The following is a 16,023-nucleotide window of genomic DNA, read 5'->3' on the forward strand; positions in this document are numbered from 1 at the left end:
TTAAAACCCCTCCAGCACGATCTTGCCGACGGCGCGTCCGGTTTCCAGCTGGCGATGCGCTTTCTGCAGATTGGCGGCGGTGATGGCGCCGTAGTGTTCGCCAAGGGTGGTTTTGATAGTGTGGTTGTCGATCAGCGCCGCCACGCGGGTGAGCAGCTGATGCTGGGCGATCATATCATCCGTCTCAAACATTGAACGGGTGAACATAAATTCCCAGTGCAGGGACAGGCTTTTCGCTTTCAGCGGCACCACGTCCAGGGTCTCCGGGTCATCAATCAGCGCCAGCTTGCCCTGCGGGGCGAGGGCGTCGATCAGCGCGTTGAAGTGCTGCTCGGTATTGGTCAAGCTGGCGACATGGGTTACCGACGTGATACCAATGCGCGCCAGCTCGTCGGCGAGCGGCTTGCTGTGATCGATCACATGGTGCGCGCCCGCCTCGCGGACCCACTGCTGGCTCTCCGGACGCGAGGCGGTGCCGATCACCGTCATGGCGGTCAGTTTACTGGCCAGCTGGGTCAGGATAGACCCCACGCCGCCCGCCGCGCCGACGATTAGCAGCGTGTCGCCCGCATTGCCGCCTTCCTCAACGCCGAGACGGTGAAACAGCAGCTCCCAGGCGGTGATCGCCGTCAGCGGCAGCGCGGCGGCGGAGGCATTATCGAGGATGCGCGGTTTGTGCGCCACCAGGCGCTCATCCACCAGCTGATATTCACTGTTGCTGCCGGCCCGGCCCAGCGCGCCGGCGTACCAGACCTCGTCCCCGGGCGCGAACAGCGTCACTTCCTCACCGACGGACTGCACCACGCCAACGGCGTCCCAGCCCAGCACCCGCGGCGTGTCGCCCTGAAAGCCGGCGCGCACTTTGGTGTCTACCGGATTGACCGAGATAGCCTTCACAGCGACCAGCAGATCACGCCCGTGGGCGGTGGGGATCGGCAGGTCGATCTCGGTTAAAGAAGGGATGTTGTTGCCGTCAGCGGCGGCTTGAGTAATGGCGATAGCTTTCATAACTGCTCCGGTCTGTGATTCGGGTGAATGAAAAGATGGAGCCATCGTAGACCGCTGCCGGGAGGGGAAAAACGGGCTAACGGCAATAACAGTTATATGCAGAAAGTGAAAATCAGCCCACCTGATAGAAGTCGAGCATCACCCCATCCTGGGTCCGGCCACCGGCGCAGATAAACAGCGAGGTGGTTAGCCAGCTGAGCGCGGGAGCATCCACCTCAAAGGTGGGCACGGTGCGAAAATAGATGGCTTCTGGCGGAATATCGCTAAAAAAGCGCATATCGTCGGCGAAAAGCTGGTCATGATACTGGGCCGGCACCCGGCGGATGCCATTGTTTTCCACATAGACCGTGCCTTCCGCCACCTGCAGGGCATAGCGGGCGGACAGCCTGCAGGTGCCGTCGGGTTCGATTATCTGGCTGTCGACGCCGCCGGGCAGCACGTGGCCGCGAAGTTGACCCGAGACGCTGCCGCCGACAATCGGGATCAGCTGACGCTTGCCGGTTTGCGGACTGCGGGAAACGATTATCGGTTTATCAACCTGGATGGTAATGGAAAAACAGTGTCTCAGTTCGGGGGTCATCATGGCTCTCCTGTTTCGGTTGGCAACGGCACGCGGCCTTTGCGCCAGTGTAACGGGTTTGCGAGAGACAAAATAACGCAGGGTTTGGATGAAAATGATTGGCTGGGATGATGAGTTTGGGGGGCTCAGGTTGGTAGGGAGTGGCTGTGGGGTATCCTAGGCTACTTTTTAGGTGCTGTTTCATCGGCCATTTTTTACTGACTTTACCTGCGCCTTGCAAAACATCACGGTCGTTAAATTGCCGGAACTGATCCCTGACGGCTATCTTCTTGTTGAACTTGTAAGTAAGACTCACAGGTTGCGTTTTGCTCAAGCTCGCCTTCCTCATAGATCGCTTTAATATGCCGTGTAACGGCTTGGGGGGTGACTTGATTAAGGCTGGCGATAGTTGCCTGAGGGAGCCATAGTGTTTCTTGCTCAAAGCGGCATTCAACGCGCACTTCCCCATCACTACTGGCAAACATAATGAATTCACCTGCTGGGGACGACGTTATAGTTTCCTTTGCCATATGGTCTCCGGGTCAACCTGTTCACAACGGTAGAGTATGTCAGGAGCGGGGCATAAATTTCATTAGACGAACGATTAATCTGGCGCGTTTGCGGGGGGCGATCCGGAAAGTGAAGTTATTAAGACTTCAGCCGCAATCCGGTGGATATCCCTGCTCGCGCTGCGCTTAGCAGGGCTACGTTTCTGCGCCGTTCGGTAGCCCGGGTAAGGCGTCAGCCGCCACCCGGGGCTTGTTCGCGCTATCAGGCATGTTGCAGTGTGCTGTTGACGCTTTTCAAAGATTGTTGAATATGCCGTAATTCGGCTGTTAGCTTCTCTTCTTTATCGCTGAGCGGTAACAACACAATGCAGCCATCCATCACCTTAACCGTGACCGGCTTCCCGGTACCGAATCCCGCTTCGCGTAGCCACTTGCCAGAAAGGGGAAGACTTGGTGTACTGATATCCCGGCCATTGGGTCGATAGCCAACCAGCAACCGACGCTCGGTTCCGCTAACGGTGATATCTGGGGTAGAATGCAAATCAGCCATAATCAACTCCTTGATTGTTGGTGAGGTTAGACGCTCCGGTTGTATTCCCGCACATCGGAGCGTTGCTTGCACAAGATGCATTTAGATGGCCCCATGTCAACCATATCGCGCGAGAAAAACAAAAGGTGGCGGACTGTCTCCACAGTTCAAAATGCGCATGGACCCAGCATTAAAGCGACAACTTGATACCGTGGCGGCAGAGGGAGGGGTAAGTCTCGCCAGTTGGTTAAAGGAACTGGCGAGGGAGTCTCAAAAAAAGAAACATTGAACCAAAGGGATAACTGAAGGTAAAAGGAATTTCGGCAGTCAAATATTAATCGACTTCTTTTGATATGTTATTTTTAAGATTGTTTATGTTTTCTGAGAAAATAATTTCTCTTTCACGAATAACTTTATTGATTCGTTCTATTTCATTGAGATACTGACTCCTGGTACTCTCTAGTAACGAGACTTTTAAATTGTCTACAGTACTTTTTAAAGCAAGCTGTAAAGGGAGCATATCGTCTTCATGTTTTTTAGTGATGTTACGTATGTGTGTATCTAAAACTGATGCAGTGGTCGCTTTTTTTGCCGCAACCTCGAGTTCCTTTGAGGCCCAAATGTATCCCATAAAACCACTTAAGAAATTAATTAAAGAAAAAGCAAGTAAAATATAAATGACTCTTGATGTTTTATGGTTTTTATTATTGCCATTTATAATTATTCTATAAGAAAGTACTATTATAATAGCTAAAAGACCAAGGTACCCATATTTTAAAAATTCCGGCAGCATAAAATATAATCTCTTATCGAACACTCTAATATAAGAATGAAGTTGAACATTTTGGTGGAGATTTAGGAGTGGTAAATTTCCGCCAATGGGATGATTTTATCGCATTCTATCTTAGATTGAGAATAAATTATACGTTTATATATACACATTCTCAAGATTGTAGTTCATTCTAGAAACCCTATGTTGTTCGCGCTTTATTCCATATTCTTGCTAGGTTGCAACCAAAATAATAGGGTTATTCAACTTTGTTGTGAATATTTTGAATCATTTTTATTTCTTGAAAGTATTTTCTGTTCAGTTTTGTATAAAAATGGGGGTCTATATCTTTTGCATAAGCAATATAACCGGAAAGTTTATTGTGGTCTTCATCTTTTAATACCCCTTTTGATAAAAGAGAAAGATGCAATCTTATTTTATCTTTCATTGACTTATGTAATGTAATATGAAAGTCATGGCAAACTTTTAAGCCGGTAACTACTATGCTTCCTCCCGAAGCACTACAGATCTTAATTTTTTTAATGTTTATTTGAAAGTCAGGCCTAATCTCTTTTATTGTGTTTTTAAAACAATTAAGTATTAATTTACTAGCCCCTTTCATATTTGTAGAAACAATAATATCATCTGCATATCGTGTATAAGTAGCATTAAGTTTATCAATTGCATTTAGTTTTTGCGTAAGTTTTTCATCAAGTTCTCTTGCCACAAAGTTTGCAATTATTGGAGATGTAGGAAACCCGATAGGGAGGGTGCCATCTGATATGAAGCATATTGTTTTTATAAGTTGTAGTAACTCTTTATCATATTCGGGTGTAAATTCAATGCGATCTCGATAACGAGTGAATGCATACTCAAAATCACTAAATTTTATTGAAGGAAAAAAATCTTTGAGATCTATTTTTACATAGTATCTATTTTTTGATGCGGCATGTAATAAAGCATTGCTTTTTATTGAACGGTTTTTAACAAATGCATATGCAGCATTATGCATTGACAGTTTTGAAAAAATATTATTCATTAACCAATATTGAATTAGTTTAACTTTTGATGATGGGTGATAAATTGTTCTCATACCTCCTTTTTTCTTAGCTATATCCCATTTTTTTGGTGGCTCAGGTGATCGCATTACTTCAGCAGCAAATCCCTTTGTCATCAATGTCTGTGAGTCAATTAGGCTATATATTCTCATATACCCTCGTCCTTTCTGGCTTGTTCTTGAGGAAAAAAACTTTAAACATTGATGATATGTTGTCAATGTCAAAGTCATATTTAAAATAATATTCTTTATACAAAGAATAATAAATCCCATTTGTGCATGATATTATTCTAATTGCCATTAGCATACCAAGATGCTTTAGAAGATTTTTTTTGTAATGGCTTTTTGTACCAAAAATTTTTGTGATTATTTCGATAAGTTCATTGAGTTGCAAAGGACCACATACAAAAATCACGTCATGAATAAAGCGTACTGAGTCTTTATTAAAGTTACTGGAGGGATCTAACTCTTCCTTTTTTAAAGTTCTTGAAATTGCTCTGTCGTTCTTTGAAAGAATATCATATAATGGATCGAAAATTTCACCAATCCCATCAGAGCGCTCTATGCTTTCAACCCCTTCTTTCATCTTATAATGCAAGAAATGACCAGATTGTTGAGATTGCTGAGTAATAGCTTTTATTGGTCCCATGTTTATAAAAGATTTCTCATTTATAAATTTTGTATTGTTAACTATTATTAATTTCTTGCGTAATTGCTTGCTGTATGCGAATGCACCAAGTTCCGTAAAGGAAGAATAACTTTCTAAAACAATGATAATATGGTCGGCTAATTTTGATAAATCAGCTTCGATATCTAATAAATTATCAGATAATGATTCCTCATCTGTGCTTAACTCTTTGAAAACTAGTTCAGCAAGAAAAAAATGGCAATTACTTAAATACCGTTCAGAAAAATTTATTAATTCCAGTCGCCTCGCTGATGGCTCTCCATTTTTTTTATTAGCACCACACAGAAAGATGAATTTTTTTACATTACCAGGGCATTTTACTTTGTTCTTGTCAACGAATGATGAAAATAACGTGGTTGCTCTGGATACCTCAGTACCATTTTTTTTTAACTGAGTCAGCATCGAGAATATCCTTATGCGCCTAGATGGTTGAGGGCTAGAAGAGCCAAACCTACTTGAGCACGTCGATCAGTTCGCTGATCGGTGGCCCCCAGCCGCCGCTCAGCGAACTGATCGACGGGCATAGCTAAAATACTAGGCGAAACCATGACTCATGGCCCGATGGGCTATTAACCCATAAAATGCTAGGTTTGGCTCTGTAACGCTCTCATAAATCTGAAGAGGATTCAAGAGGAAGGCCATTGATGTGAAGTGATTTTCTTTTATCCCAGCGCTGGAGTAGAAAAAGTTTGAATACCAAAATTCTTTACTCGGGAGGCGCCAGGTCAGGTGACAGAAGGTAAAACGTTTATTTGGTTTTTACTTTTCACTCTGTTCAGCTTTCATTTTTATATAATAATTTCATTGCGTTAAGAGGTGATCAAATGGTGAAGAGTGCCCAGTCGATTGTTCACCCTGTGCTGAAAATTAGGGTTTCAAATGACTTTTTCGGACGTGATGAGATGATAATTGGCGGAAGATCACAGGAGTTGAACCTGCCCGGGACCGCTGGCGGCCCCAACTGGATTTGAAGTCCAGCCACCTCACCGGAGATGACGATCTTCCGCGCCTCGATTGCTACATGGAGGCGGGGCGCATTATAGCTACTTTCAGCCGTTTACCACATACCTAAACGCACTTTTTTACTGTTAAAACTGGACTTTACAGAACAGTCCTGGACAAATCCTCACAAAATCCGTGAGTTACACTTTTTCATTCCCTGATTCCCTACCGCGATCACAGAAAACAAGAAACGTAATCTGATAACGAGATATCGCAATTCATCTTAGTGCGGCAAAGGTTTACAAAAACCGTAACCGGTACCAACCCTCGGTGCCGCTAAGGGAATAGTGCGCATATGAAAGATCACATTTTGTCCGTCAAAGAGAAAATTGGTTACGGCATGGGTGATGCCGCCAGCCACATTATTTTTGATAACGTCATGTTGTATATGATGTTTTTCTACACTGATATTTTTGGTATCCCCGCCGGCTTTGTCGGCACCATGTTCCTGCTGGCGCGCGCGCTGGACGCGATTTCCGACCCGTGTATGGGTCTGCTTGCCGACCGTACCCGCAGCCGCTGGGGTAAGTTCCGCCCATGGATCCTCTTCGGCGCTATCCCGTTCGGCCTCGTCTGCGTGCTGGCCTACAGCTCGCCGGATTTAAGCCACAACGGCAAGCTGATCTACGCCGCCGTGACCTACACGCTGCTGACCCTGCTCTACACCGTGGTGAATATCCCTTACTGCGCGCTGGGCGGCGTGATCACCGACAACCCGACGCAGCGCATTTCGCTGCAGTCCTGGCGCTTCGTGCTGGCGACGGCGGGGGGCATGCTCTCCACCGTGCTGATGATGCCGCTGGTCAACTTTATCGACGGCGAAGATAAAGCGCTCGGCTTCCAGGGGGGCATCGCGGTGCTGTCGGTAATTGCCTTCCTGATGCTGGCCTTCTGCTTCTTTACCACCAAAGAGCGTGTCGAAGCGCCGCCGAGCAGTACCTCGATGCGTGAAGACCTGCGCGATATCTGGCGCAATGACCAGTGGCGGGTGGTCGGCGTGCTCACCATCCTCAATATCCTCGCGGTCTGCGTTCGCGGCGGCGCGATGATGTACTACACCACCTGGATCATGGGCTCGGCGGCGCTGTTCACCGTCTTCCTCACGACCTACTGCGTCGGCAACCTGATTGGCTCGGCGCTGGCGAAACCGCTGACCGACTGGAAATGCAAAGTCAGCGTCTTCTGGTGGACCAACGCCCTCCTGGCGGTGCTCAGCGTGGCGATGTTCTTCGTACCGATGGACGCCGAAATCACCATGTTCGTCTTTATCTTCATCATTGGCGTACTGCACCAGCTGGTGACGCCAATCCAGTGGGTGATGATGTCCGACACCGTCGACTACGGCGAATGGTGCAACGGCAAACGCCTGACCGGCATCAGCTTCGCCGGCACCCTGTTTGTGCTCAAGCTGGGGCTGGCGCTGGGCGGCGCGCTGATCGGCTGGATGCTGGCCGGCGGCGGCTATGACGCCGCCGCTAAAACCCAGAACAGCGCCACCCTCACCATCATTATCGCCTTGTTCACCCTCGTTCCGGCGGTGTGCTACCTGCTGAGCGCGGTGATCGCCAAACGCTACTACACGCTGAAAACGCCGTTCCTGAAAAAAATGATGGCCGAGCTGGCCGAGGGCGCGCGTCGCAACGAACAAGATTTCACCGCCGCCCCGATCGACAAAGAATGGCAAAACTAAGAGGACGTTTTAATGAAAATCAGTGATGGAAACTGGCTCATTCAACCAGGGCTCAACCTGATCCAACCCGTACAGGTTTACGAGGTGGAGCAGCAGGGGAATGAAATGGTGGTCTATGCCGCGCCGCGCGATGTCCGCGAACGCGCCTGGCAGCTGGATACGCCATTGTTCACCCTGCGCTTTTTCTCGCCGCAGGAAGGGATAATCGGCGTGCGCATGGAGCACTTTCAGGGCGCGCTGGATAACGGTCCGCACTATCCGCTGAACGTGCAGAAAGACGTCCATGTCGAAATAGAAAATACGGCCGGGTTCGCCGAGCTGAAAAGCGGCAGCCTCAGCGTGCGGGTGACTAAAGGCGAATTCTGGGGGCTGGATTTTCTGCGCGACGGCCTGCGTATCACCGGTAGCCAGCTAAAAAACAACGGCTACGTGCAGGATAGTAAGACCCAGCGCAACTACATGTTTGAGCGCCTCGACCTCGGCGTCGGCGAAACCGTCTACGGCCTCGGCGAGCGCTTTACCGCCCTGGTGCGCAACGGCCAGACGGTAGAAACCTGGAACGAAGACGGCGGCACCAGCACCGAGCAATCCTACAAAAATATCCCGTTCTATCTGACCAACCGCGGCTACGGCGTGCTGGTCAACCATCCGCAGCGCGTCTCCTTCGAGGTGGGCTCGGAGAAAGTCTCTAAAGTCCAGTTCAGCGTTGAAGGCGAATACCTCGAGTACTTCGTCATCGACGGCCCGACGCCGAAAGCGGTGCTTAACCGCTATACGCAGTTCACCGGCCGCCCGGCGCTGCCGCCGGCATGGTCGTTTGGTCTGTGGCTGACGACCTCGTTCACCACCAACTATGACGAAGCGACGGTGAATAGTTTTATCGACGGTATGGCTGAGCGCCATCTGCCGCTGCACGTCTTCCACTTCGACTGCTTCTGGATGAAGGCCTTCCAGTGGTGCGATTTTGAATGGGATCCGCAGACCTTCCCGGACCCGGAAGGGATGATCAAGCGCCTGAAGGCGAAAGGGCTGAAGGTCTGCGTGTGGATCAACCCGTACATCGGTCAGCGCTCGCCGGTGTTCAATGAGCTGAAAGAGAAGGGTTATCTGCTGAAGCGTCCGGACGGTTCGCTGTGGCAGTGGGATAAGTGGCAGCCGGGGCTGGCGATTTATGACTTCACCAATCCGGAAGCCCGCCAGTGGTACGCTGACAAACTAAAAGGCCTGGTGGCGATGGGGGTCGATTGCTTCAAGACCGACTTTGGCGAGCGTATCCCGACCGACGTCCAGTGGTTTGATGGTTCCGATCCGCAGAAAATGCACAACCACTACGCCTTCATCTATAACGAGCTGGTGTGGAAGGTGCTGAAAGAGACCGTCGGCGAGCAGGAGGCGGTGCTGTTCGCCCGCTCCGCCTCGGTGGGCGCGCAGCAGTTCCCGGTGCACTGGGGCGGCGACTGCTACGCCAACTACGAATCGATGGCGGAAAGCCTGCGCGGCGGGCTGTCGATCGGCATGTCCGGCTTTGGTTTCTGGAGTCACGATATCGGCGGGTTCGAAAACACCGCGCCGGCCCACGTCTACAAGCGCTGGTGCGCCTTCGGCCTGCTCTCCAGCCACAGCCGGCTGCACGGCAGCAAATCCTATCGGGTGCCATGGGCCTACGATGACGAGTCCTGCGACGTGGTGCGCCACTTCACGCAGCTGAAATGCCGCATGATGCCGTATCTCTATCGTCAGGCGGCGCTGGCCAACGAGTGCGGCACGCCGATGCTGCGCGCGATGATGCTCGAGTTTCCGGACGATCCGGCCTGCGACTATCTCGACCGCCAGTATATGCTGGGCGATTCGGTCCTGGTGGCGCCGGTGTTCTCCGAGGCCTGCGAAGTGCAGTTTTATCTGCCGGAAGGGCACTGGACGCATCTGTGGCATAACGATGAATTGCCGGGTAGCCGCTGGCATAAGCAGCGTCACGATGCGCTGAGCCTGCCGGTCTACGTTCGCGACAACACCCTGCTGGCGCTGGGCAACAATGACCAGAAGCCGGATTACGCCTGGCATGAGGGCACCGCCTTCCAGCTGTTCCACCTTGAGGATGGACGCGAGGCACGCTGTGACGTTCCGGCGGCAGACGGCTCGACGATCTTCACCCTGAAGGCCAGGCGCCAGGGCAACGCCATCGCTGTGAGCGGCGAAGGCGAGGCCCGCGGCTGGACGTTATGTCTGCGCAATATCCCGCAGGTCGCGGGCGTGCAGGGCGGTACGCAGACCGGTAGCGAATGGGGCGTGGTGGTGAGCGCCGAGGGCAATACGCTGACGATTACGTTGTAAATAGGTTAACAGCAGCAGCCCTCTTCGCCAGGCGGAGAGGGTTTTTTTATTCCATTTTTGTACAAAAAGTAACGTTCATTTCATTGTGGTGACTCAGGCCGCAGACGCGGTTGTCGAACGGTGTTAGCGTATTCTGCCGCTGAGAGGAGCCCGCCATGGACGTAGAAAATATCTTTCGTGACGTGAAGCTAAGCAAAACGGAAATGACCGTGCTGCGCTTTATTCAGAACGACCCGGAGCAGTGTATCCGCCAGGGAGTTCGCGCTGTGGCCGAACAGTGCTACAGCAACCCCTCTTCCCTGGTCCGGCTGGCAAAGAAACTGAAGTTCAGCGGCTGGCTGGAGCTGGTCTATTTCATCAAGTTCAATATCACCATGCCGAAGCTCGATGTCACCAACGATATCGACTACATGAGCGTTCAGCCGGAAGAAGCGCTGACGCCGCTGCTGGCAAGCCTTAAACAGCAGCGCATCCTGATCCACGGCAGCGGCTTTTCACAGCTGATCGCCCAGTATATTTACAACAAGTTTCTCGTCACCGGCGTGAATGCCAGCCTGGCGCTGTGGCCCGATTACGAAATCCTCGAACAGAAAAACGCCGCCTGCTTCGACTCCATCTGGATCATTTCTAAATCCGGGCGCAGCAGCTCGGCGCTCAACTGGGTTAAGGCCCTGGAGGGGAAGGAGATTAATCTGGTCTGCTTTACCGGCGACTACCAAAGCCCGCTGGCGCAGGCCGCGGATACGGCGTTTATTATTCACGACCCGCAGAAGTTCGATGATGATATTTACTGGAGCAACCCGTTTTTCGGCTACTGCATCTTAGGCTTTGAGCGACTATTGAAGATGTGGTTTACCAGTCTACGTAGCAATAGTTAGCCCCCGCTAAGCGCGGTGCGAGCGGGGGAATCCCATCGGCAGCGGATTACCGCCAGGCGGCGAACTGCTCATCGTCGAGGTAGGCTTCGACCAGGGTTTTCGCCAGCGAATAGGAACCGATCAGCGGGTGCGCCATCAGCGCCCGCACCGCCAGCGATTTATCCTGCTGCAGGATCGCCGCCACCGCCAGCCGCTCATACTCTTTCACGCAGGCAATCATATTCTTCTGCGCCGTCGGTACCTTCACCGGCGTCACCGGCTTGAGGCCATCCCGGCTCAGGTCGCAGCTGATCTCGATCACGTCGTCAGGGCGCAAAAAGTCGAGCGTGTCGTGATTCTGGATCGACACCACGATCCGCTTGGTGGTGGTGCTGTTCACCGCTTCCAGGATATCCAGCGCCACTCCGGCATAGCCGCCGGTGTCCGGCTCTTCGATAAACTGGCGCAGCGTCAGCGGTTCGCGGGTGTGGAATTTCTCCTGCCGGGATTCGTTCTGCATATAGCTGTTTTCCCGGCGTAGGTAATGCTGCATCCAGATGGTGAAGGCGGCCTCCGGTTGCGTTCTGGCATCCACGGTGCGCAGCGCCTCGCGCATCTCCTGATTGATGCGGGCGATCTGCTCTCCGCGCGTTTCGCCGGCCCCCTGAATCGCCTTCAGCGCCTCGTCGCGATAGTAGTAATAATAGAGATATTCATTGAGGAGCTGATTATCGCAAAGCCGTACCAGCTCTGGGGAGAAGTACTGCATCGCCGTCTTCTGGTACAGTTCCGGGCTGGCGATCAGCCGTTCGGTCACCTCTTCCCCACGGACGGTGAAGTGGGTAAACCAGGAGAAATGGTTCAGCCCATAGCATTCCACGCTGAGGTCGCGCTCCTCACAGCCAAGGATCGCCGGCAGTTCACGAATCAGCTCGGAGGGGGCATCGCAGATCCCATAGACCCGGCGCTTAAAGCCGGACTTAATAATCGCTTCCGTCACCAGACCTGACGGGTTGGTAAAGTTAAACAGAATAGCGTCTTCGGCGGCATGTTCTTCGATCAGCCGGCAATAGCGAAGGATCGCCGGGATCGAGCGCATGGCCATCGCGAAACCGCCGGCGCCGGTGGTCTCCTGGCCGAGAGTGTTATGCTCAAGCGCAATACGTTCGTCGCGAATGCGGCTTTCATCGCCGCCAACCCGCAGGGTGGTAATGATATAGTTGGCGTCCTGCAGCGCTGCGACCGGGTCGGTGGTGGTACTAAACTGAATATCCGGGCGAATGGTATTAAATACATAGCGGGCAATTTCGCCAAATATCGCCAGATTATCAGCAGAGTTATCGAGAAAAACGACTTCTGTTAAACCAATGCGGTGAGCGTTATAGGCCAGAGATTTCGCTAAAAATGCAGAGCGAACGCCGCCCCCGCCTAATACGGTTAATTTCATAAATACTCCTCATTAATTTTCTGCTAACCAGTTATCAACCCGGGAACGTACCTGTCCCACTTTGACGCCATAAATAACCTGAACTTCATTTCGATTGCGTACGATGCCGTTGGCGCCGGTATTTTTTAATTGCGTGTCATCAACCCGCGCCATATCGCGCACGGCCACGCGCAGGCGAGTAAAACAATTATCGACGGAGAGAATAATTCTCCTTGCCCCCGAGGCCGCGGATAATGTCATCGGTGACCGACTGCGGTTGCGCGACTTTCTGGCGGTACTCTGCTTTGCTGTAGAGCTTCACGTTCTCGTCATCTTCCCGGCCCGGCGTTTTCAGGTTCAGCTTCACCACCAGGGTGCGGAAAATCACGTAGTAGACGGCGAACTGGCCGATACCGATAAGGACATAGCCCGGCCAGCGCGTTAAGGAGACCGGCAGCGGCAGGTTATAGATCAGAAACTCGATCAGGCCTGATGCTCCCCAGGGACGTACGGTGAAGATGTCGCAAATGGCCTGCGAGGCGGCGGTTAACGTCGCGTGGATCACCCACAGCAGCGGTGAGACAAATAAGAAGGTGAACTCAATCGGCTCGGTGATGCCGGTCAGCATCGAGGTGATAATCGCCGGCAGCAGAATCGCTTTCGCCATCGCTTTCTTCTCCGGTTTCGCGGTGTGGTAGAACGCCAGCGAGGCGCCCGCCAGGCCAAAGATAGTGGTCATCCCTTGCTGCGAAAAACGTAATGCGTCGTTCATGACCGGCGTCAGGTCGGGATGGCGCATATAGGCGAGGAAAATGGCCTGGGTGCCGGAGACCACCTGACCATCCACGTTCAGCGTGCCGCCAATCTGGGTGAGCTGGAAGGGGGACCAGACGAAATGGTGCAGGCCGGTGGGGATAAGGAATTTTTCAAAGAAACCATAGACGAAGACCCCGGCGACCCCGGCATTTTTCATAAAACCGGTGAGGGCGGAGATGCCGTGGGTCATAAAGGGCCAAATCCAGGTAAAGGCGATGGCGTAGAAGATAACCACCGGCGTCATCGCCACCAGCGTCAGCTTGGCGCCGCCGTACATCGACAGCGCGCCAGGCAGCTCAATGGCAGAGACTTTATTGTGCACCCACGCAATCGTGCAGCCGAGAATAATGCCCAGGAAAACGCCCATATCCACCACCACAAAGCCCAGCAGCTGGGTTTGCCCGGTGCCATAATATTCACCGTTAATTTTTTCGGCGAGTCCATGGGTGTGTTCCAGCCAGGAGTGGTTGGCGCCAAGAAACATAATAAAGCACATCACTGAAACCAGTGCGACTTCGGTTTTTTTATCCTTTGCCAGGCCATAGCTGATGCCGACGCAAAATAATAAGCCGAGGTTGCCAAATAAAGGCCAAAAGGTGTCGCCGAGCATTTGCCCAAGCTGATGTAAGAAACTGGTTTCAGCAATTAATGTCGGATTAGTTAATACTGAACTGAGGGCCAGAATTAAGCCAATGACCGGCAAGAACAATACGGCGCCGATCATGGCCCGGGAGAATTTTTGCATATTCTCCAGAATACGCTGACGTATTTCAGGCATGATTGATCCTTTTATATTTTTGTAGGTACAGGGAGCGGTTTTTTATCGACTTCCAGTGATTTGGTTATAGCAACTCTGATATTTGAAAGGAACCTGTTGCGCTAAATAGGTACAGATAGCCGCGTATTGCGCACAGGTTTCAGGACTCGCACCCCAACTCTCTCCCTGAAAGGGAGAGAGTAGTCAGAGTGGAGTTTTGCCGGGAAGCAATCCCTCTCCCCATAGAGGAGAGGGAATGGGCATCGCTATGGGGTGACGGGAGCGGGCGCTGGCGCGGCGGGGGCGGGGCTGACCTCGCCGTTGCGCATGATTTGCGCCACCTGCTGTTTCTCCATATTCACGGCGCTGAGCTGCCCGTTGATCGTCGGTTTGAGCGGGGCATCGGCCTGCACGCTGCCGCTGGCGGTCAGCTGGAGATTGCCATCCCCGCTTATAGGTAGCGACGGCCAGCCCCAGGCCTGCAGAATATTCAGCGGCACGCCGCGGCCGCTGAAGCTCAGATTGACCTGGCGCTGCGGCAGCTGGGATACCGCGGCGGTGGCCTGCAAAATGCCGCGCTCGGTGAAGGCGCTAAGCTCAGTGATATTGACCGTCGAGGCTGTGGCGTTCAGTTTGAGTGATGGGCGGCGCACGTCGATCCGGTTGAAAGTCGCCGCCGCGGCGTTCAGCGTCGCGCTGCCGTTCCATACTCCCCAGCTGCCGTTTTTCACCAGCTGTAGCTCGCCGCCATAGCCATCGAGGGCGGTAATTTGCCACGGGAAAGCAGGGTCCACATCGATGATCAGATTGCGGCTGGCGCTGAATTTTTTCAGCGTCAGGCTTTGCAGCCAGGCTGGCAGCGGCGTCATCCACAGCTGTTTCCAGTTCGCCGGCAGCGTGTACTCCAGTCCGGCGAAAGCGGTATCGTCGAGCACCAGGGCGTTCCCGGCGCGCAGCCAGTTGCCGGAGGTGCGCACCATGCCGCCCTCCCAGCGCGAGGAGAACTGGCGCAGCGCAATGCCCTGGGGAGAGAATTCGGCATTGAGGATCGGGTCGAAAAGATGCAGCGAGCCGTAGATAAATTCGCTGGCGTTCATCGACAGCGTGCCGTCCTCACTCTGCCAGCCGCCGTGGCTAAGGGTCAGGTTGCGCAGGCTCAGGTCGAGGTCGGTTACCGCCCAGTCCGGTCCCTGCAGGCGGGCGTCGGTGATGTCCAGGCGGCCAATCTGCAGAGAGGGGACCGTGGTTAACGGCGCGAAAAACTCGGCCAGCGAGGCGGGGCTCTGCAGTCGAATCTCGTTGAGCTGGAGGTTATCCACCCGCCAGCTGCCATCGGCGCTGCGTTTGGCATTGCCGGTTAAGGTGCCGCGGGCGACATCGGCGCCGAGGGTGGAGAGGGTGACCTCGCCCTGATCAATCTTACCCTGAATCAGAACGTTGCTGGCTTCGACGCCATTGAGCGTCATCGAGCCCGCGCTCATCTGGATCTGCGCCGTTTTCCCCAGCACATTGCCCGCCTCCGGCGTCCATGGGCTGACGCCGCCGGTGACGCGCTGCGCGCTGAGCGCCCAGCCGGTTTCCGGGCTGTTGAAAGCCATATTGCGCAACATCAGCCGGTCGGCAGCGAACGGCAGGTCTGCAGAGTGGGGTGACAGATTCAGAGTGCCGTCGTTAAGGACTATCTCATCCGCATGCAGCGGATCGCTAAACTGGCGGGTGCTGAAGCCAATATCGACCGTTTTTGCCACCAAAGTGGCAGGCTTGCCTTCCCGACCAAAGGTGACGTTTCGCAACTGCACATGAAGGGGGGAGGAGAAATCGTGCTCCATCTCATCGAAGGAGACCTGCCAGCCGGTGCCATTGCTGAGCCAGGCGCTGGCCTGGCGGGCGCCCCAGTGGGTTTGCAGCAGGAACCACGCGCCAATAATGACGAGCAGCAGAGCGACTAGCAGCCAGAGAATCAGCTTTCCAAGAAATTTCATGGTCTTCCATTCTGTGAGATGCACATCACCGTGTTATGCCCGA

Annotated in this window: 11 protein-coding genes, 1 tRNA gene and 2 pseudogenes; 3 read left to right on the top strand and 11 right to left on the bottom strand. The window is 52.9% G+C overall.

Features of this window, described 5'->3' with window-relative positions; genetic code table 11:
• From IB144_RS00450 to IB144_RS00485, 8 genes and pseudogenes are all read right to left on the bottom strand, one after another.
• Positions 1-1,008, bottom strand: a complete 1,008-nt coding sequence (locus IB144_RS00450) for a zinc-binding alcohol dehydrogenase family protein (protein ID WP_032440427.1) — start codon at positions 1,006-1,008, stop codon at positions 1-3.
• 112 nt (positions 1,009-1,120) lie between these two features.
• A complete protein-coding gene (locus IB144_RS00455; RefSeq protein ID WP_002922963.1) occupies positions 1,121-1,588 on the bottom strand; it encodes a DUF3237 domain-containing protein in 468 nt (155 codons plus the stop codon).
• Between the two features lie 254 nt (positions 1,589-1,842).
• Positions 1,843-2,097 (bottom strand): annotated as a pseudogene (locus IB144_RS00460) (DNA-binding protein); the annotation flags it as partial.
• Between the two features lie 241 nt (positions 2,098-2,338).
• Positions 2,339-2,626: a SymE family type I addiction module toxin gene (locus tag IB144_RS00465; RefSeq protein ID WP_032412610.1), complete on the bottom strand. Its 288-nt coding sequence runs from the start codon at positions 2,624-2,626 to the stop codon at positions 2,339-2,341.
• A 313-nt stretch (positions 2,627-2,939) separates the two neighbouring features.
• Entirely contained in the window at positions 2,940-3,398 is a 459-nt protein-coding gene (locus IB144_RS00470; RefSeq protein ID WP_016161981.1) for a hypothetical protein, read from the bottom strand.
• A 235-nt stretch (positions 3,399-3,633) separates the two neighbouring features.
• Complete coding sequence (locus tag IB144_RS00475; protein ID WP_016161980.1) at positions 3,634-4,584, bottom strand: retron St85 family RNA-directed DNA polymerase; 951 nt, start codon at positions 4,582-4,584, stop codon at positions 3,634-3,636.
• Positions 4,571-5,521: a retron St85 family effector protein gene (locus IB144_RS00480; RefSeq protein WP_023319350.1), complete on the bottom strand. Its 951-nt coding sequence runs from the start codon at positions 5,519-5,521 to the stop codon at positions 4,571-4,573. Before IB144_RS00480 ends, IB144_RS00475 begins: the two co-directional genes overlap by 14 nt.
• Positions 5,522-6,029: 508 nt before the next feature.
• Positions 6,030-6,124: transfer RNA gene (locus IB144_RS00485), tRNA-Sec, on the bottom strand.
• Positions 6,125-6,416: 292 nt separating this feature from the next.
• Between IB144_RS00485 and IB144_RS00490 the strand changes: the two genes are divergently transcribed.
• The 3 genes from IB144_RS00490 to IB144_RS00500 all read left to right on the top strand — a co-directional run bounded on the left by IB144_RS00490 (position 6,417) and on the right by IB144_RS00500 (position 11,020).
• Positions 6,417-7,811 carry a glycoside-pentoside-hexuronide family transporter gene (locus IB144_RS00490; RefSeq protein WP_149358929.1) on the top strand — a complete coding sequence of 465 codons (1,395 nt, stop codon included), beginning with the start codon at positions 6,417-6,419 and terminating at the stop codon, positions 7,809-7,811.
• A 12-nt stretch (positions 7,812-7,823) separates the two neighbouring features.
• Positions 7,824-10,142 (top strand): alpha-xylosidase, encoded by a 2,319-nt coding sequence (gene yicI, locus IB144_RS00495; protein ID WP_062920390.1) that lies wholly within the window; start codon positions 7,824-7,826, stop codon positions 10,140-10,142.
• Between the two features lie 155 nt (positions 10,143-10,297).
• A complete protein-coding gene (locus IB144_RS00500; protein WP_004173889.1) occupies positions 10,298-11,020 on the top strand; it encodes an SIS domain-containing protein in 723 nt (240 codons plus the stop codon).
• A 46-nt stretch (positions 11,021-11,066) separates the two neighbouring features.
• Here IB144_RS00500 and IB144_RS00505 read toward each other — a convergent pair whose 3' ends face one another.
• From IB144_RS00505 to IB144_RS00515, 3 genes and pseudogenes are all read right to left on the bottom strand, one after another.
• Positions 11,067-12,446 (bottom strand): glycoside hydrolase, encoded by a 1,380-nt coding sequence (locus IB144_RS00505; RefSeq protein WP_002922956.1) that lies wholly within the window; start codon positions 12,444-12,446, stop codon positions 11,067-11,069.
• 12 nt (positions 12,447-12,458) lie between these two features.
• Positions 12,459-14,019: pseudogene (locus IB144_RS00510) on the bottom strand (PTS transporter subunit EIIC).
• Between the two features lie 245 nt (positions 14,020-14,264).
• Positions 14,265-15,980 (bottom strand): AsmA family protein, encoded by a 1,716-nt coding sequence (locus tag IB144_RS00515; protein ID WP_004186173.1) that lies wholly within the window; start codon positions 15,978-15,980, stop codon positions 14,265-14,267.
• Between the last annotated feature and the right edge of the window lie 43 nt (positions 15,981-16,023).

Origin of the sequence: Klebsiella sp. K4, assembly GCF_014596785.2 — a bacterium.
GTDB lineage: Bacteria > Pseudomonadota > Gammaproteobacteria > Enterobacterales > Enterobacteriaceae > Klebsiella > Klebsiella pneumoniae.

Excerpts from the sequence above, each read along its gene's own strand:
- IB144_RS00450 (WP_032440427.1), bottom strand. The coding sequence starts at position 1,008 with ATGAAAGCTATCGCCATTACTCAAGCCGCCGCTGACGGCAACAACATC.
- IB144_RS00455 (WP_002922963.1), bottom strand. The coding sequence starts at position 1,588 with ATGACCCCCGAACTGAGACACTGTTTTTCCATTACCATCCAGGTTGAT.
- IB144_RS00465 (WP_032412610.1), bottom strand. The coding sequence starts at position 2,626 with ATGGCTGATTTGCATTCTACCCCAGATATCACCGTTAGCGGAACCGAG.
- IB144_RS00470 (WP_016161981.1), bottom strand. The coding sequence starts at position 3,398 with ATGCTGCCGGAATTTTTAAAATATGGGTACCTTGGTCTTTTAGCTATT.
- IB144_RS00475 (WP_016161980.1), bottom strand. The coding sequence starts at position 4,584 with ATGAGAATATATAGCCTAATTGACTCACAGACATTGATGACAAAGGGA.
- IB144_RS00480 (WP_023319350.1), bottom strand. The coding sequence starts at position 5,521 with ATGCTGACTCAGTTAAAAAAAAATGGTACTGAGGTATCCAGAGCAACC.
- IB144_RS00490 (WP_149358929.1), top strand. The coding sequence starts at position 6,417 with ATGAAAGATCACATTTTGTCCGTCAAAGAGAAAATTGGTTACGGCATG.
- yicI (WP_062920390.1), top strand. The coding sequence starts at position 7,824 with ATGAAAATCAGTGATGGAAACTGGCTCATTCAACCAGGGCTCAACCTG.
- IB144_RS00500 (WP_004173889.1), top strand. The coding sequence starts at position 10,298 with ATGGACGTAGAAAATATCTTTCGTGACGTGAAGCTAAGCAAAACGGAA.
- IB144_RS00505 (WP_002922956.1), bottom strand. The coding sequence starts at position 12,446 with ATGAAATTAACCGTATTAGGCGGGGGCGGCGTTCGCTCTGCATTTTTA.
- IB144_RS00515 (WP_004186173.1), bottom strand. The coding sequence starts at position 15,980 with ATGAAATTTCTTGGAAAGCTGATTCTCTGGCTGCTAGTCGCTCTGCTG.